This is a genomic window from Aristophania vespae (assembly GCF_009906835.1).
Lineage (GTDB): Bacteria > Pseudomonadota > Alphaproteobacteria > Acetobacterales > Acetobacteraceae > Aristophania > Aristophania vespae.
Genome location: NZ_CP047652.1, coordinates 1,089,734 through 1,107,227 on the forward strand (window position 1 = coordinate 1,089,734; position 17,494 = coordinate 1,107,227).

The window sequence follows — 17,494 nt, forward strand, 5'->3', positions numbered from 1 at the left end:
AGCTCCTTAGATATATTTTTTAAGGAATGCACGTACGTCATCACCTAGATCACTGCGCTCAATTGACATTGCAATCTGTGCTTCCAAGAAGCCCACTTTGCTACCACAATCAAAGCGAGTGCCTTCATAGCGTAAACCATGGAAAGGTTGCTTGCCGATTAATTGCGCCATAGCATCAGTGAGCTGAACTTCTCCACCCACACCTGTTTTGAGCTGTGACAAAGGCTCCAGCACATCAGCCGTCAGCACATAACGGCCAATAATAGAAAGATTTGAGGGGGCGTCAGCAGGAGCAGGCTTTTCAACAAGGCCTTTAACTTCTACCAATTTGCCGTCATCTTTACCTGTTTCCAAAATACCATATTGATTTGTCAGGTGCTGCGGTACTTCGTTTACTGCAACGACATTTCCACCTGTCTGATGATAAATATCGGCTAATTGGCCAATACAGCTGCGATCACTTTTGACAATATCGTCAGGAAGTAAAATCGCAAAAGGGTCATTGCCAATAAAGCTGCGTGCACACCAGATAGCGTGCCCTAAACCTAGTGGCATGTTTTGCCGCACAGCCACCATGGAGCCCGCGCTGATAGCACTTGCTTCAAGAGCCGCTAAAGTTGAGGTTTTACCACGATCCTGTAGTGTCTTTTCCAACTCGGGAGCAGCATCAAAATAGTCAATAAGATTATCTTTCCCCCTTGCTGTAACGAGGCAAAATTCCTCGATCCCTGCTGCGCGCGCTTCGTCAATCGCATATTGAATGAGCGGCTTGTCAACAACAGGAAGCATTTCCTTAGGCATGGCTTTAGTTGCAGGTAAGAAACGTGTTCCAAGACCGCCTACAGGTAAAACAGCTTTACGCAAGGGTTTAATCATAAACTTATTAACCTTTCTAATAAAACGTATTTCCCGATAATATTGCGCCATCTATGTGACAAATTATTATTCACACTTATTTAAACGTCAGAAAATACCATGTTTTCGTCATCAAAGATAAAAGTAAGATAAGGAAAGGGCAAATTACCTTAAATTAATTCTAACTACATCTTTGAAGAACAAAGGACATAAAAGGCAGGTTTTATCGCGTACACGACTATAGATTTCTCTAAATGAGAAATCGTTAAAATGACTAAATTATATTATGGGAAATAAAATTCACCTATCAGTTCAGGTGAAATATGGTGCGGCCGAGAAGACTCGAACTTCCACAGGATTGCTCCCACAAGCACCTCAAGCTTGCGCGTCTACCATTCCGCCACGGCCGCCCCGTAGCTACGGAGCAGTGTCTTTTTTGACGTGACCGCTCCGGTGGGACGGCGTATAGCCCATACAAACAAAGAGGGCAACACCATGACTAACTTTTCTGAAGAAATATTTTTAAAGCGAGATTTAAATCTCTGCCCCTACCAAGCTGCCATCGATAAAATGCAGCATATTGTAGATGGAATACAAAAGGGCACGAATCGACAGACAGCCTGGTTTACGAGCCATCCTCCTCTATTTACGGCGGGAACTTCAGCCAAAAAAGAAGATCTGCTTAACCCCAAAAACTACCCTACTTTTAACGCCGGACGTGGCGGACAATGGACTTATCATGGCCCTGGGCAAAGAATTGCCTATTTAATGATGGATTTAACAAAGCCTCATGGCGTCATTGCGCCTCGTGATATACGCTCATATGTCACGGGATTAGAAAATTGGCTTATAAATTCATTAAAACTTCTTAATATTGACGCTTTTACGCGCGAGAACCGCGTTGGGGTATGGTGCTATGACCCCATAACGAAGGAAGAGTCAAAAATTGCTGCGATTGGGATTCGCATTAGCCGTTGGGTGAGCTGGCACGGAATTTCTTTAAATGTCAGGCCAAATTTAGAAGATTTTGAAGGTATTATACCCTGTGGAATCCGCGAATTTGGCGTAACAAGTCTTGAGCGTTTTTACCCTGACATTCAAATGGATAAAGCCGATTCTGCCTTAATAGAATCCTGGCCTCATATTTTTGGCTCTAATTTGAAGGAAATGTGAAAATCTCTTTTGATACAGGCACATTTTCATGCACATCGTACAAAGAAAGCCCAAAATGCCGATGTTGAGCATCTGTGCCTCGTATCCCGACCAGAGAAAGCTTTCCTCTTACATCAGAAAATTGCAAAGTGAGCAGCCCTTGAGAGGGATTATCAGCCTGGGCCAAAGAAATTTGCACAGTATCGCTGCCATAACGCACATCACTTACTTCAACATTTTCATTAAAATTAAGTGGGTGTCTAAGCAGATATCCAAGGGGGTTTTTTTTAAGAGATAGCTGTGTCACAGCTTCACTTTTACTATCAATCATCATGAGTTTTTCATCATGAGCAAGCACTAAAAGCCCTGCCGGAATCTCATAATCCATTCTTAAGGCGCCAGGAACATAGACAAAATGTCCATCTCCCTGCTGGTTACTCCCCAGGCCATTTTGCGCAAAACTTGCTTCAAGCGAGTGAAGGTTATTTAAGTAAGTTTCTATTCTTTTGACATCAGCCTGTTTCGTTCCAGAAAGCTGGGAATAGCCACTTACAGCACAACCAGAGAGCGCAAGTGGTAAAGCGCAAGGAACTGCCGCGGCAAAAAAAGCGGATAAAAATTTTGCACGAAAGACCGGTTTCATTTTTCCTTCTCTCCCTTCAACGTAAGCGTTAGAGCATGAAGACCGCTCTCAAATTCTGTTTTTAACAGCTCATTAACCAGGCGATGCCGGGCCAGTCTTCCTAAATCATCAAATTTAGAGCTGACAATGTTTATTCTATAATGAGTTTGCCCTTCTACACTAGGGGCCCCACTTTCGTCGCGCACGAGCATTTTTTTTATATGATGGGCATGACGCTTACTTTCATCTATAATTTCAATTTGTGAAGGCCCTAATGCTTCTTCTAAAATAAGGCGCATGCGCTCATCACGATTTGTCACAGGCTGGTTAGCTATAGGTGTTTTGTTAAAAGATTCTACTGTCATGCCACTTCTTTCTTAAGAAAATGCTTTATATCTCTTGAATATGAGAAAAACTCTCCCCCATATGCCTCTTTATGCAACGAAGAACGTCTAAATTTAAAGCTTTTGATCCCGACCCAGAAGCCCCCAACAAGCTTTGTGATCATCCTGATTGCGATGAAGCCGCAGGTTATCGTGCTCCAAAGGGGAGAGATAACTTGCGTAATTATTATTGGTTCTGCTTGGAGCATGTGCGCCAATATAATTCGAAATGGGATTTTTATAAGGGTATGACGCCTGGCCAAATTGAAGCTCAATTACGTGCTGATACTTCCTGGCAACGTCCTTCATGGAAATTAGGTTCAATTGGTGGAGCTGCCAAACCAAACTTCACGATTGATGATCTTGATGATCCTCACGACCTACTTCGTGAGCACCGCAATGCAAGACGTACTAAAAAACCGGTAGAAAAAATTAAAGAGCCTATAAAGCAGGCACTTGCTACTTTAAATTTAGTATGGCCGACAACCCTGGAAGACGTGAAAATCCGCTATCGCCATTTGGCGCGACGTTACCACCCTGATGCTAATATTGGTGACAAAAAGGCGGAGGAACATTTTAAAGCTGTAGGAACAGCTTATACAACTTTAAAAGAGCATTTCTCGTCTTCTTCATCTTAAAAATTGAAGTTTATTTATTACCTTTAAGTAGCCGCTTTCACAGAACACACCACCTTGATAGGTTAATTGCAGGAGTGCCGCCGTGACTTTTTCAACTGATTCTTCTTTGGACAACATCCTGCCGAGCAAGCCTGATAGTGTTAAACCTGCCAGAGAGCTTTTTCATCTGGACCTTGATTTTGACGTTCCCGTCTGGTCTCAGCGTACTGATTATGTCCCTCAGATTGATAATGCTTATTGCTTTGATATTGATACGACCCGCGCTATTTTGGCAGGGTTTATGTATAATCGCAGGGTCATGATACAGGGCTATCACGGCACAGGAAAATCTTCTCATATTGACCAGGTTGCAGCACGTTTAAATTGGCCATGCGTCCGTATAAATCTTGATAGTCACATTTCACGTATTGATCTTATAGGCAAAGACGCCATCACCCTGCGAGACGGTCTTCAGGTTACAGAATTTAAAGAAGGTCTGCTCCCCTGGTGTTTACAAAATCCATGCGCCCTTATTTTTGATGAATATGACGCGGGGCGTCCTGATGTCATGTTTGTTATTCAGCGCGTGCTTGAGACAAATGGCGCTTTGACTTTGCTTGATCAAAATCGTGTCATTCACCCTCACCCCTCTTTTCGCCTTTTTTCGACGGCAAACACGGTCGGCTTAGGTGATACGACAGGCCTTTATCACGGAACGCAACAAATTAATCAGGGCCAAATGGACCGATGGAATATTGTTGCCTCGCTAAATTATCTTCCTCCCTTGCAAGAAGAGCAGATTATTTCATCTCGCCTAGCTTCAAAAATTGAAAATGATCTTATAGGCAAAATGGTTGCCCTAGCTAATTTAACGCGTACGGGCTTTATGCAGGGTGATATTTCAACTGTCATGTCACCTAGAACAGTCATAAGCTGGGCAGAAAATTATCTTATTTTCAAAGATCTCGCTTTTTCGTTCCGTCTTTCATTTCTGAATAAATGTGACGAGATTGAGCGCGAAATTATCGCTGAATATTACCAGCGCTGCTTTAATGCCTCACCTTTGCCGTTAACATCATGACAGTCAAAAACGAGCTTTTTCATAAGGCTGCCCTGGCGACTTTACGCACTTTAAGCCTTGATCACGATATCACTGCCCCCGCTGAGTTGCAGATCGAAAATTTTCACAAATTTTCATCAGAACAACAGGCGAAGATGCGGGGGTTGGTTGATTCTTATGCTCTTAGACATCGGTACCATAATGAAGCATTAGAGCCTTCTTTTTCCGAACCTGATGCAAGACTTATTTTTGATGGTTTAGAACAGGCACGATGCGAAATTTATGGTTCACGTCATTTCGCAGGTGTAAGAGCCAATCTTTTTCAACGTCTTCACGATAGATCTCTTCAATTAAAAACCTCAGAAATGATTCGTCGTGATGACATGCCGCCTAGCCTTGCCATAGAATTACTGGCAAGAGAGGCTATGTTAGGCCACAAACTTGATGAGACTATAACTGCTCCAGCACTTGAGAGGTGGCGTGAGACCCTTACGCCTCAGGCAAAAGCGGCTTTTAAAGCTCTGGCAAACTCTCAAAGTGACCAAAAAAAATTTTCTGAAGCGGGCAAAGCTCTCCTCGCATCTTTTGGTTTAACAAAAGACCAAAAACCAGGGTCAGGTTCTGACAGTAACAACCTTGAGCAAGGCACTGATGAATCACAAGGCTCTGAATCTTCTACAGAAAGCTCAGGCACTGACGAAGGGCAAAGCTCTGAACAGCAAATTGTCAAAACGGATCAGACTGGTGAAGAATCATCAGCTTCAGGAGATCTCAGTTCTGAAGAGATAGAAGCATTACTAACTCAGGGTGAACATGGAGACGAAAAAGCTGCCGGCCCCTCTGACAATGATGAAACTTCACTTTCTGAGCCTATAAAATTTGCTGATGGATACCAGATTTTCACACGTGAATTTGACGAAATTATCGCCGCAGATGATTTATGTGACCCTGAAGAACTGCATTTTTTACGAGAGCAACTTGATCACCAATTAGAGCGAACAAAGGATTTTGTTTCTCGTCTGGCTCATCGACTACAACGTCGTCTTTTAGCCCAGCAACAACGTCATTGGAGTTTTGATGAAGAGGATGGCATTTTAGATGCTGCCCGTCTTCCTCGTATTGTAAGTAACCCGTCGCTACCTCTTTCCTACAAGCAGGAAAGCAACACTGAATTTAAAGAAACTGTTGTGACGTTACTTATAGATAATTCTGGCTCTATGCGTGGGCTTCCTATCACCACGGCAGCAATTTGTAGTGATATTTTAGCACGCACCCTGGAACGTTGCGGCGTTAAAGTCGAAATTTTAGGTTTTACCACCAGAACGTGGAAAGGCGGACAAAGTCGCTTTAAATGGATGCAAGAAGGTCGCCCTCCTCAGCCTGGGCGTCTTAATGACCTACGACATATTATCTATAAATCAGCTGACCAACCGTGGCGCCATGCCCGCTTAAACTTAGGTCTTATGTTGCGTGATGGTCTGCTGAAAGAAAATATTGATGGTGAAGCTCTTTTATGGGCTTCTCGTCGGCTTAAAATGCGCCCTGAACATCGGCGTATTTTAATGGTTATTTCTGATGGTGCACCAGTTGATGACAGCACCGCTTCGGCCAATATGCCTGATTATCTGGATGTTCATTTACATAAAGTCATAGCACGACTTCAAGCTGATCGTGCTATTGAATTATTAGCCATTGGGATTGGCCATGATGTTACACGTTATTATGCCAATAGCGTGACGATTGGCTCTGCGGAAGATTTAGGCGATACAATGGTCACACAGTTAAGTACCCTTTTCACACCCTCAAAAAACACAGCCAAAACGCGGGTTAATAATCGTAAAAAATTGGCTTTATGATTTTTAAACTCGTAATAACAGATCCAAACACATTTTTTTAACTAAGTTTTTATCTAATAGCGGAGCTTTGTAGGTAAATTATGCATCTCATTACTCTTCCAAAGTTTTGCTTTTTGCCCAGGGCAAAAATCGCAACCTTTATAGCCCTGACAACAACTTTAGCCGGATTGAGCCTTTCTAATTCTTACGGTCGCACCTTGGCGCCTTTGCCTGATAGTTGTTTTCGCTATTCAGCCCAAGAGGAAGTAGGAAAAGGTAGCAGTCTTTCAGTTAAGAAATTTCACGCTGAACTTGTTGGGACTGGCTATGAAATTAATGTCGCCACGTCAGCTTTATCGGATCCTAAAAGAAAACTGGATAAAGATGCCCTGATCAGAATAAACGCTGCCGCCGCTTATGGTGTTTTGGTGTCTTACCACCATGAACTACCCGCAGCATGCGGAAATTCTAATATTCCCGAAATTGAGGAAGTTAAAGGTAGCCTTCCAGAAGCAACATGGCAAAATATTGAGATTATAAGACCGGACCGCAAATTATTTGTTCGGTCTTTTCACGTAAAATTAATCAGCACTTCCCCGCTTATTCGTGCCCAGTTTGAGGCAAAAGGCCTTGATGGAAGAGCTTATCCGCTTTTTCCACAAAATGCATCTGGTGACGTAAGTTTAGTGCCCTCTACGACCTTACCTTTTAACTTCACCATTAATAATTTTCACACTTCAATTGGCGTAAGTGAAATTGATGGTCATGGCACGGTCCATGCTGCAAAAGATCTTCCTAACTCAACTGCCAATATTCACCTTAGTATTAGCAAAATCGGTAAATTAATTGATGAGCTAAGCCGTGCTGCCCCTGTCAAAGTTACGGCTGCATTTCTTGTAGCACGCTTACTTGGCGACAGAGAGCCTAATCATCGTACGGGATGGAACGTAGAGCTCAGCAATGCCAAGGTCAAAGTGAATGGGAAGGTTATGCCAATCAATCTTCAACAGCATTAATTATGCTCTAGTTTTTTTATTCCTTTTAAAGTCAATAATTTTTCAACAAAACGTGGTGTAACTTTATAATGGTTGGGTAATATAACCTCTACATCACGTGTCTCTTGAAGGGTCGGTAATAATGTAACCCGACCTTTTCCCCCTATGCTGTTTTCGAGCATAGTTTTTAAGGGTTCTAAAAGAGCTTGATCATCGAACCACAAACGAACTTCAGCTTTTTCCGTTTCTGCTGCCTTTTCAAGATCCATAACACTCTGGGCAGTAATACGCAGTGCATCACCATCTAATCTAAGTTCAGCATTAACTAAAATAGCTTGCCCAGCAACTAATAAATCGCGACATGTATTTAGCGTTTCTGAAAAAAGTGTAACCTCACAACTGCCTGTACTGTCAGTTAATGTCACCCAAGCCATTTTTTTGCCTGTACGTGTTGGTCGTTCTTTTTTATCAACAACACAACCTGCAATTTTAACTCTGGTTGTTCCGGCCTGAGCTAATGCCTCTAATTGCACTGCTGGATTACAGGCCAAACGTCTTAACACTGGCTGATAGGTATCAAGCGGGTGTGCACTCATATGAAACCCAATAACTGTGGCTTCATGAGAAAGACGTTCAAAATCTGGCCAGGAAGAAACAGGCTTTAAATGCAGTGTTTCTCGCATGGTAGTGTCGTTCTGACCACCAAAGAGACCGGCCTGACCCACCTGGCGTTCTCTCGCTTTTTCCTGGGCCCTGCGTATTATTGTCTCAGCATTAGCAAAAACTAAATGACGATCATCAATGAGTGAGTCAAAAGCCCCTGCTCTAGCCAAGCTTTCAATCTGAATTTTATTAATATTTTTCGAATCAACACGCTCGGCAAAATCGGTAAGATCCTTAAAGTCCTCATTCCCCCTATCTTTTACCAAACCCTCCATAGCCACAGCACCAACGCGCTTAATAGCTGAGAGCGCATACCTAATGCCCAGCTCTCCATTTTCCAGCCGTTCAATAGAAAAATCTGCTTGAGAGCGATTAATATCGACAGGAAGAACCTTAATGTTCATTCGCTTTGCTTCCTGACACAAAGCAGCAAGTTTTTCGGTTTTTTCCCGAGCCAGTGACAGGCAACCTGCCAAAAAAGCAACAGGGTGATTCGCCTTCATCCAGGCTGTTTGGTAAGAAACAAGGGCATAAGCCGCTGCATGGGATTTATTAAATCCGTAATCGGCAAATTTCGCCATAATATCGAAGACTTCTTCGGCCTTCTCAGCAGAAATGCCTCTTTTGGTTGCCCCTTCGCGAAAAATAGCCCGTTGTTTTTCCATTTCTGAGGCAATTTTTTTCCCCATGGCACGGCGTAAAAGGTCAGCACCTCCAAGACTATAGCCGGCCATTTTTTGAGCAATTTGCATCACCTGCTCTTGGTAAACCATTATTCCGTAGGTTTCTTCAAGAATAGGGCGAATTTCTTCGTGAGGTGGTGACCATGGAGCACCATGCTTACGCCGGCAATATTCAGGAATATTAGCCATTGGTCCCGGACGATATAAAGACACTCCGGCAATTAAATCTTCAAGCCTACTTGCGGCCATTTGCTTGAGCATATCACGCATGCCCGCACCCTCGAACTGAAACACGCCAGCCGTATCACCCCGCGCCAACATATCAAAAGTTCGTTCATCATTAAGCGGAATGCGGGAAAGATCGACTTCCACACCCAGATTTTTAAGAAAGTCGACCCCTCTTTTAAGAATTGTGAGGGTTGTTAGTCCCAAAAAGTCAAATTTAACGAGACCCGCCTGCTCCACATATTTCATGTTATATTGGGTAACGAGCATATCACTGCGCGGATCTTGATAGAGAGGCACGAGCTTTACAAGCTCTCTATCACCAATCACCACACCAGCGGCATGTGTTGAGGCGTGCCTATAAAGGCCTTCCAGCTGCAAGGCAATTTCCATGAGACGTTTAATAGTCTCATCCGTATCGCGCATTTCCTGTAAGCGCGGCTCTTCGTCAATCGCCTTGGCTAAGGGTGTCGGTTTGGCAGGGTTATTAGGAATAAGTTCTGCAACACGGTTAACCATACCATAAGGCAACCCCAAAACGCGTCCTACATCACGAATTGCCGCTTTAGCCTGTAATTTACCAAAAGTGATAATTTGAGCGACCTGATTTGTTCCATATTCACGACGCACATAACGTATAACCTCGTCACGCCGGTCCTGACAGAAATCAATATCAAAGTCTGGCATGGAGACACGCTCTGGATTCAGAAAGCGCTCAAACAATAATCCAAAAGGAAGCGGATCAATATCAGTGATGGTCAGAGCATAAGCAACCAGAGACCCTGCACCAGAACCACGACCAGGCCCTACCGGAATGCCCTGAGATTTTGCCCATTGAATAAAATCAGCAACGATGAGGAAGTAACCCGGAAATCCCATTCCGACAATAATATCAAGCTCTGTCCTTAAACGTTCTTCATATTCAGCACGCTTATCCTCACCATCGGACATGACAGAAAGGCGCTTTTCCAGACCCTCCCATGACATGGCACGCAAAGTTTCTTCTTCGGTGCTTCCCTCTCTGACTTTAGGACAGATTGGCAGGAGTGGTTTGCGTGTTGAAGCTGATACGGCACAGAGCTTAGCGATGGTAACCGTATTGTCGCATGCATCTGGCAGGTCACTAAAGACCTCACGCATTTCAGCTTCGCTTTTAAACCATGCCTCTGAAGAAACGCGCCACCGATCTTCTTCGGCCATGGTACAGCCCTGAGCAATGCATAAAAGAGCATCTTGTGCTTCGTGCAATTCTGGACGCGGAAAAAAACATTCATTTGTTGCGACCAGAGGTAAGCCCATTTCATCTGCCAAGCGCACCAAAATAGGTTCTGAAACAGATTCACCACTTTCATTGAGCCGGTTTAACTCTACGGCAATGCGACCTTTAAAGTGCTCCTGCAATTTTATTAATAAAGATCGAGCCTTTTCTTGCTGATCAGAAACCAAAAGCTGATTTAAAGTACCCCTGTTCCCTCCAGTGAGCAAAAACAGGCCCTGAGCATGAGAGCATAATACATCTAGCGCCACACTTGGATCAGCCGGATCTCCATTTAAAAACCCAGCAGATGAAAGGAACTGAAGATTTTCCAATCCCTCTTCAGTTTGGGCAAGAACCACCAAAGGTTCTGCTGGGGCACCGACTTTTTCACTATGTGAGGGTAGTGCCAACTGACAGCCTATAATGGGCTGTATGCCAGATTTTTTACAGGCTAATGAAAATTCCAGGGCTCCAAACAGGTTTCCGCTATCTGTCAGTGCCACAGCAGGCATATTATTTTTAGCAGCAAGGGCCACCAAATCCGTTACACGAATAGCCCCCTGACTTAAAGAATAAGCAGAATGATTCCGAAGATGTATAAAATTTGCGTGGCTCATAAAATCTTTATATCACGCTAATACCATTCGTCCGGAAGCAAATCTTTCGGGCGAGCAAATCCCACCCCAGGTTTAAGTAGAAATGTCCGATCTTCGACTGCTCTAACGCCTGGAATATCTTCGGCTAAAGCCCGCATAGCGTGCAGGTCAGTCACATCACGTGCTGCCCCTTCCCAAATGACAGTACCGTTTTCGACCTTAAAGGTAACATCTGCTGCCCATTTGGCTTTACTCAGAATGTCATGAAGTTTTTGGGTAATTTGCTCGTCATTTAGGGCTGGTTTTTTCTCAAGAAGCTTTTCACGCAAAACATGCATGACATCACGCCCACTTAAAACACCAACTAATTTAGAGTCTTCTGTAACATATAATCTATGAATTGATTTGTGGCGCATAATTTCAATGGCCTCATTTAGAGGCATATCAGGAGAAATGGAGATAGGATCACGCGTCATGACATCGCACACCTGACGGCCATAAAGATGAACAAAGGTGCGTGCATTATCTTCATGAGTAAAACGCGTAAAAAAACCTTCAGGGACGGTTCCCGTATCGAGTTCAGAGCGCCATAACAAATCAGTCGAGCTCACAACTCCTGTAAGCGTACCATCCGCTCTTAATACAGGTAGAGCCCCTAAACCGTGTTCAAGCATGATCTCTATGGCATTTACCAGGGACTCTGTTGGCCCAACATGGATTGCCCCTTTGTGCATTACTGATCTGACATCACGCATTTAAGGAATCCCCTATCTCAAATTGTCGCTATTTTACCATCCTTTAACGTTACCGTACGATCCATTGCCGCGGCTAGAGATTCGTTATGCGTAGCAATCAAGGCTGCAACGCCTTCTTCTCTTACAACGCGCATCAATTCTTTAAATACAAGGCTAGCAGTATACACGTCCAAATTGCCTGTTGGCTCATCGGCTAAAAGTAAAGCAGGACGATTAGCCAAAGCCCGTGCGATAGCCGTACGCTGCTGCTCCCCTCCAGACATCCGCCCTGGTAAAGCATTTAATCTATGCTTTAACCCAAAGCGGGACAGTAAATTTTCGGCTCTTGCACGTGCTTTATTGCGGCTAACACCAGCTGCCATTTGCGGCAACATAACATTTTCGCAAGCTGTAAACTCGCCTAAAAGATGATGAAATTGATAAACAAAACCGATTTCATCACGACGCAAGGCTGTGCGGTTTTTGTCATTAAGTTTATCGGTCAAAAAACCTTCTATGATGACACTGCCTTTTGTCGGGGCCTCCAATAACCCTGCCAAATGCAAAAGAGTTGATTTTCCTGTTCCACTGGGGGCAACGAGGGCGACAATTTCGCCCTTTTTAATGCCAAAATTTAAGCCAGCAAGAACATTGATCGTTTCTTCCCCTGACTGAAAAGAGCGGGCAAGATTTTTAAGTTCGAGAACATAATCTTGAGACTGGTGTGAAAAATCATTCATGACGCAACGCTTCCACAGGATCAGTTTTAGCTGCACGCCAAGAAGGATAAAGTGTCGCAAGGAGTGAAAGCACGAGGGACAGGATAATCACCTCAATCACCTGTGACCAGATTAAATGAGCTGGTAGGCGTGAAAGAAAATAAACTTCAGGATTAAACAAATTCGTCCCTGTCAACGATTCTAAAACGTGGCGGATGCGCTCAATATTGAGTGAAAAAGAAATTCCCAAAATGGCTCCGATGACCGTGCCCAAAACTCCAACAGAAGCACCGCACATCAAAAATATACGCATTACAGCGCCCCGACTAACGCCAAAAGTACGCAACACAGCAATGTCGCGTGTTTTATCTTTCACCATCATGATAAGTGAAGAAATGACATTAAACGCTGCCACCAGAATAATGAGAGTCAAAATCAGAAACATGACATTTTGCTCAACATTGACGGCATCAAGAAAACCATTAGCGCTTTGTGTCCAGTCCAGGACACGTAATCTCGGGTCATTAAGCATATCAACGACACGGCGCGTTATCTCCTGAACATGCACAGGATCAATTGTATTTACCTGAATGAGAGATACGCTATCGCCCATTAGCAAAAATTTCTGGGAAGCTAGCAAAGGCATGATGATAATATTGCTATTATAATCATTCCAATTGGCATCAAATATCGCTGCAACACGTACTCTGCGCACGCGGGGCATGGTCCCAAAAGGTGTTGCCTGACCGTTAGGCGATAAAATAGTGAGCGTAGACCCTACGTGAGCTCCAGAACGCTCAGCCATTGTTATCCCAATAGCAACTGCATCATCACCTTTTACATCGTCAAAACTTCCTTCAACAATGCCACTACTTAATGCGGTCCATTTTTTTAAATCTGCAGGATCAACACCCTCTAATTCTGCACCAGTTGAATAATGTGGTGCTTCAACCAGCACTGTTCCCTGTGTCATGGGAACAGCTTGTTTCACACCAGGAACCTGACGAATAATCATTGTCGCATCACGATAATCTTTAAGCGTTTGACCATATCCATAAACGCTCAGATCACCATGCAGACCTAATATGCGCCCCATAAGATCTGCTTTGAAGCCATTCATTACCGCCATGACGATAATTAATGTCGCAACCCCTAAGGCGATTCCAATAAGTGAAAAGAAGGCGATAATAGAAGCAAAGCGTTCCCCCTTCCTGGCACGGAGATAACGCATCGCAACGAGACGCTCAAAGCGACCAAACATTATTTCAACCCAAGTTTCGCAATAGCGTCATCAAAAGTAAGTTCTAGTCTTTCACCTGATGCACGGTTTTTAAGCTCAATAGTGCGTGTTTTAGCACCACGTGGCCCAATGATAGCCTGCCAGGGATGTCCCATTAAATCAGCATCATTGAATTTTACGCCAGCCCTTTCAGAACGGTCATCATAAAGAATCGCATCGGGCTTTAAAGCATAAAATTCTTCGCAAAGCTGGTCACATACTTCATCTCCAGGACGAAGATTTAACAAAGCAACCTTATAAGGCGCCACCTCTTCTGGCCATATAATGCCAGCGTCATCATGAGACGCTTCAATGATCGCCCCAACTAAACGAGAGACCCCAATCCCATAGGAACCCATATGGGGATGAAAAGCAGCTCCATCAGCACCGCTGACTTCTACGCCCATAGATTCGGTATATTTGGTACCAAAATAAAAAATATGACCAACTTCTATACCGCGTCCTTCACGACGTTTTTCATCTGGCAATTTTGCCCAGGATGCTTCATCGTGTTTTTCATCTGTTGCGGCGTAGCTATTAGCCACAAGATCTTTTAATTTATCTAAATCTTCGTCTTTTTTCGGATCAAGAGGCAAGCTATTCCAGTCTATGGAATCCCAGTCATTATTATAAAATACGCCGCTTTCTCCTGTAGGAGCGAGTACTAAGAATTCATGACTTAAATTACCACCAATTGGCCCTGTATCGGCCGCCATTGGCACAGCTTGCACCCCTAATCTGCGGAAAATACGCAGATAAGAGAGCATCATACGATAATAGCTCTTTTCAGCATCTTCATATGACGCATCAAAAGAGTAAGCATCCTTCATATAAAATTCACGACCGCGCATCACACCAAAGCGTGGACGAATTTCGTCTCGGAATTTCCACTGAATATGATAGAGCATTTTTGGCAACTCACGATATGATTTTACCGTAGTGCCAAAAATATCTGTGACCATCTCTTCATTCGTTGGTCCGTATAATAACTCACGTTTATGCCTATCCTGGATGCGCAGCATCTCTGGTCCATAAGCATCATATCGCCCAGAGCGCTTCCATAATTCTGCCGACTGTAATGTAGGCATAAGAATTTCTTCAGCGCCAATGGCATTTTGCTCTTCACGCACTATCTGGGCAATATTACGCAGCACCCGAAGCCCAGCCGGCAGCCAGGCATAAATTCCGGCAGAGGTTTGGCGGATAAGACCTGCCCTTAACATCAGACGATGGGAGGCAATTTGAGCCTCGGCAGGAACTTCTTTTAACGTAGGTTGGTAAGCTTGACTTAATCGCATAAAAAGCGGTCCTTAAACACGCAGAAGGTGAACATCAACTTGGGGCCGCTTTTGCAGCTTACGGCCTAAGGCATGACGTAAAGCCGTGCGAGCTGCGTCTTGAAAAGCATAGTCATCATGCCTGAGCTCATCCGGAATTTCATCAATAGCCTGGGCAAATTCATCTCTAATGCGCACATTTATAGGATCCTGGTCATCTAATAAACCTGGAGCACTAATACGCGGCTCACCTATGACGTAACCTTCTTCGTCAACTGCAAAACTAGCGATAACCATACCGTTAAAGAGCATGCGCCGCCGTGCCGCAAGCACACCCCCAGATAAAGGTAATAACCGGCCTGCATCTACGGCCCAACGTCCTGTGGGAGCAGTATCAACAACCTCGACCTTATCAGGGCTCAGATTAAGAATATCGCCATCTTCCAGCAAAACAACTTCAGATCCTGCCTCATGTGCCAAAGCAGCATGAGCCGTCATATGACGCCATTCACCATGTGTTGGAATACTATAACGTGGCTTTACCAGGCTATAAAGGTAACGGATATCTTCGCTCGTTGCGTGACCTGATGTGTGGACAAAAGCATCTTTATCAGTAATGACGCAAACCCCACGACGTGTAAGATTATCTTGCACATTGACTACAGCATGCTCGTTGCCTGGGATAACACGAGAGCTATAAATAACCGTATCCCCCTCACCCAGAGAAATAGTTTGATGAACATCGGCTGCAATGCGAGAGAGAGCTGAGCGAGGTTCACCCTGACTTCCCGTTACGATCATTAAAAGATTATCGTCTGAGACATCTTGTGCATCATGCTCAGTAAGGAAGTAAGGCACATCGGTTAAATAACCACATTCACGCGCCGCAATTTCAAGATTTTTGAGTGAACGCCCTACAATCATAACCTGGCGTCCTGCTGCCTTGGCTGCTAGGGCGATTGTCTCAATACGTGCAACGTTACTGGCAAAACACGTTACTGCAACGCGCCCCTTTAGACCGGCAATAAGCTTAAATAAGCTATCACGCACCTCTGATTCTGATCGTGAAGGACCTTCTTTCAAGGCATTTGTGCTATCGCCAATTAGCGCCAAAACACCTTTTTTACCCAGTTCTTTCAGAGCCTCTAAATCAGTTACTGGGCCGATAAGAGGGTTAGGATCGAGCTTCCAGTCTCCAGTATGTAAAATAAGACCAAAAGGCGTATGGAGCGCGAGGGCCTGCGCCTCAACAACAGAGTGGGTTACAGGTATGAACTGTAGATCAAACGGTCCCACACTGAAAAAAGAAGCAGGTCGAATTACGTGAATCGTAACACGATTACTTAAGCGTGCTTCTCCAAGTTTCCGACGCAGCACAGCAGCGGCAAAAGGCGTTGCATAAATCGGGCACTTTAATCGTGTCCATAAATACGCAACAGCACCTAAGTGATCTTCATGAGCGTGCGTTATAACAAGCCCACATAATTTGTGAGCATGTTCCTCTATATAAGTAGGGTCCGCAATTAAAATATCTGCTTCTGGTGTATCATTTCCTGAAAAACCAATACCGCAATCAACCGCTAACCAATGCTCCTCACCCTCAAGCCGCATACGATAGAGATTAAAATTCATCCCTATTTCGCCCGTTCCACCCAAAGGCAGAAAGGCTAGACTATCTTTCATTTCTGTCATTTTTAAACCTTCATATTATTAAAAAGTCATTTTTCTAAGCTGCCCGGAAATAATATGGTTTCCGAAGAATTCTGTGAGAGTTGCGGCCTGTTTCTATCCGCTAAAATTCGTAAACCTTCTAAGGTTAGCTCAGGTGCTATATGGTCAAAACGCTTTGTACCTTCTGAAAAAAGCTCTGCTAATCCACCTGTGGCAATAACCTTAACGGCACAATTCATTTCAAATTCGATACGACTAAGAATATTTTCTACGAGCCCGATATATCCCCAATAAAGGCCCGAGCGCATGGCTGTATTAGTGTTGCGTCCGATTGCTTCACTGGGGCGCCCTATACTTACACGCGGTAAGCGTGCCGCAGCCCTATGAAGCGCATCCATAGAGAGATTGACACCTGGTGCAATCGCTCCACCGCAATAATTACCCTCTTGGTCAACAACGTCAAAGGTTGTTGCGGTCCCAAAATCAACGACGATAAGGGGCCGCCATAAATATGATGAGCCGCCAGCCCGTTTAAACGCCGGTCTGCGCCCAGTTCTTCAGGATTATCGATGAGAGCGTCCAGACCCCAGCATAAGTCGTTATTGGCTATTAATGGCTCTATCTTAAACCATTCGCGGCATAAACGCCTTAAATCATATAAAGTTGCAGGAACAACTGTTCCGATGATGGCTCTTTTAATTTGGGTTGTATCTATGTTTTTTCGCTCCATTAACCCAAAAAGCCAAACGGCATATTCATCGGAAGTGCGACGATCTTCAGTTGATATGCGCCAGCGCCCTACCCATGACCTACCGTCATGAAGAGCAAAAACCACATTGGTATTGCCCGCATCAATGACGAGAAGCACCC

14 protein-coding genes, 1 tRNA gene and 1 pseudogene are annotated in these 17,494 nt (G+C 44.2%); 5 read left to right on the forward strand and 11 right to left on the reverse strand.

Annotation, left to right across the window (positions count from 1 at the left end; genetic code table 11):
* Positions 1-6: 6 nt before the first annotated feature.
* Both GT348_RS04855 and GT348_RS04860 read right to left on the reverse strand, forming a co-directional pair.
* Positions 7-876 (reverse strand): UTP--glucose-1-phosphate uridylyltransferase, encoded by an 870-nt coding sequence (locus GT348_RS04855; RefSeq protein WP_160618754.1) that lies wholly within the window; start codon positions 874-876, stop codon positions 7-9.
* Between the two features lie 303 nt (positions 877-1,179).
* A tRNA-Leu gene (locus tag GT348_RS04860) sits at positions 1,180-1,265 on the reverse strand.
* Between the two features lie 85 nt (positions 1,266-1,350).
* On the opposite strand from GT348_RS04860, the gene lipB reads away from it, so the two are divergent.
* Entirely contained in the window at positions 1,351-2,028 is a 678-nt protein-coding gene (gene lipB / locus GT348_RS04865) for a lipoyl(octanoyl) transferase LipB (protein WP_160618755.1), read from the forward strand.
* Here the strand turns inward: lipB and GT348_RS04870 are convergent.
* Entirely contained in the window at positions 2,009-2,650 is a 642-nt protein-coding gene (locus GT348_RS04870; RefSeq protein WP_160618756.1) for a LolA family protein, read from the reverse strand. The two genes, lipB and GT348_RS04870, sit on opposite strands and share 20 nt — an antisense overlap.
* Entirely contained in the window at positions 2,647-2,994 is a 348-nt protein-coding gene (locus GT348_RS04875; protein WP_160618757.1) for a BolA family protein, read from the reverse strand. The genes GT348_RS04870 and GT348_RS04875 overlap by 4 nt, the downstream gene beginning before the upstream one ends.
* Positions 2,995-3,065: 71 nt before the next feature.
* Between GT348_RS04875 and GT348_RS04880 the strand changes: the two genes are divergently transcribed.
* The 4 genes from GT348_RS04880 to GT348_RS04895 all read left to right on the forward strand — a co-directional run bounded on the left by GT348_RS04880 (position 3,066) and on the right by GT348_RS04895 (position 7,540).
* The gene (locus tag GT348_RS04880) at positions 3,066-3,650 is read left to right on the forward strand and encodes a J domain-containing protein (RefSeq protein ID WP_160618758.1); all 585 of its coding nucleotides are present in this window, start codon (positions 3,066-3,068) and stop codon (positions 3,648-3,650) included.
* 115 nt (positions 3,651-3,765) lie between these two features.
* The gene (locus tag GT348_RS04885) at positions 3,766-4,710 is read left to right on the forward strand and encodes an AAA family ATPase (RefSeq protein WP_408865158.1); all 945 of its coding nucleotides are present in this window, start codon (positions 3,766-3,768) and stop codon (positions 4,708-4,710) included.
* Positions 4,707-6,545, forward strand: coding sequence for a cobaltochelatase CobT-related protein (locus GT348_RS04890; protein WP_160618760.1), 1,839 nt, complete (start codon positions 4,707-4,709; stop codon positions 6,543-6,545). The genes GT348_RS04885 and GT348_RS04890 overlap by 4 nt, the downstream gene beginning before the upstream one ends.
* 80 nt (positions 6,546-6,625) lie before the next feature.
* Positions 6,626-7,540, forward strand: coding sequence for a hypothetical protein (locus tag GT348_RS04895; protein WP_160618761.1), 915 nt, complete (start codon positions 6,626-6,628; stop codon positions 7,538-7,540).
* Here the strand turns inward: GT348_RS04895 and dnaE are convergent.
* The 7 genes and pseudogenes from dnaE to GT348_RS04930 all read right to left on the reverse strand — a co-directional run bounded on the left by dnaE (position 7,537) and on the right by GT348_RS04930 (position 17,492).
* Positions 7,537-10,965, reverse strand: a complete 3,429-nt coding sequence (gene dnaE, locus GT348_RS04900) for a DNA polymerase III subunit alpha (RefSeq protein ID WP_160618762.1) — start codon at positions 10,963-10,965, stop codon at positions 7,537-7,539. The two genes, GT348_RS04895 and dnaE, sit on opposite strands and share 4 nt — an antisense overlap.
* 17 nt (positions 10,966-10,982) lie before the next feature.
* Entirely contained in the window at positions 10,983-11,699 is a 717-nt protein-coding gene (locus GT348_RS04905; RefSeq protein WP_160618763.1) for a CBS domain-containing protein, read from the reverse strand.
* A gap of 17 nt (positions 11,700-11,716) precedes the next feature.
* Entirely contained in the window at positions 11,717-12,418 is a 702-nt protein-coding gene (locus tag GT348_RS04910) for an ABC transporter ATP-binding protein (protein WP_160618764.1), read from the reverse strand.
* Positions 12,411-13,658: a lipoprotein-releasing ABC transporter permease subunit gene (locus tag GT348_RS04915; protein ID WP_160618765.1), complete on the reverse strand. Its 1,248-nt coding sequence runs from the start codon at positions 13,656-13,658 to the stop codon at positions 12,411-12,413. Before GT348_RS04915 ends, GT348_RS04910 begins: the two co-directional genes overlap by 8 nt.
* On the reverse strand, positions 13,658-14,974 hold the full coding sequence (proS, locus tag GT348_RS04920) for a proline--tRNA ligase (protein WP_160618766.1): 1,317 nt from the start codon (positions 14,972-14,974) through the stop codon (positions 13,658-13,660). Before proS ends, GT348_RS04915 begins: the two co-directional genes overlap by 1 nt.
* A gap of 12 nt (positions 14,975-14,986) precedes the next feature.
* Entirely contained in the window at positions 14,987-16,645 is a 1,659-nt protein-coding gene (locus GT348_RS04925) for a ribonuclease J (RefSeq protein WP_160618767.1), read from the reverse strand.
* A 26-nt stretch (positions 16,646-16,671) separates the two neighbouring features.
* Positions 16,672-17,492 (reverse strand): annotated as a pseudogene (locus GT348_RS04930) (type III pantothenate kinase).
* Between the last annotated feature and the right edge of the window lie 2 nt (positions 17,493-17,494).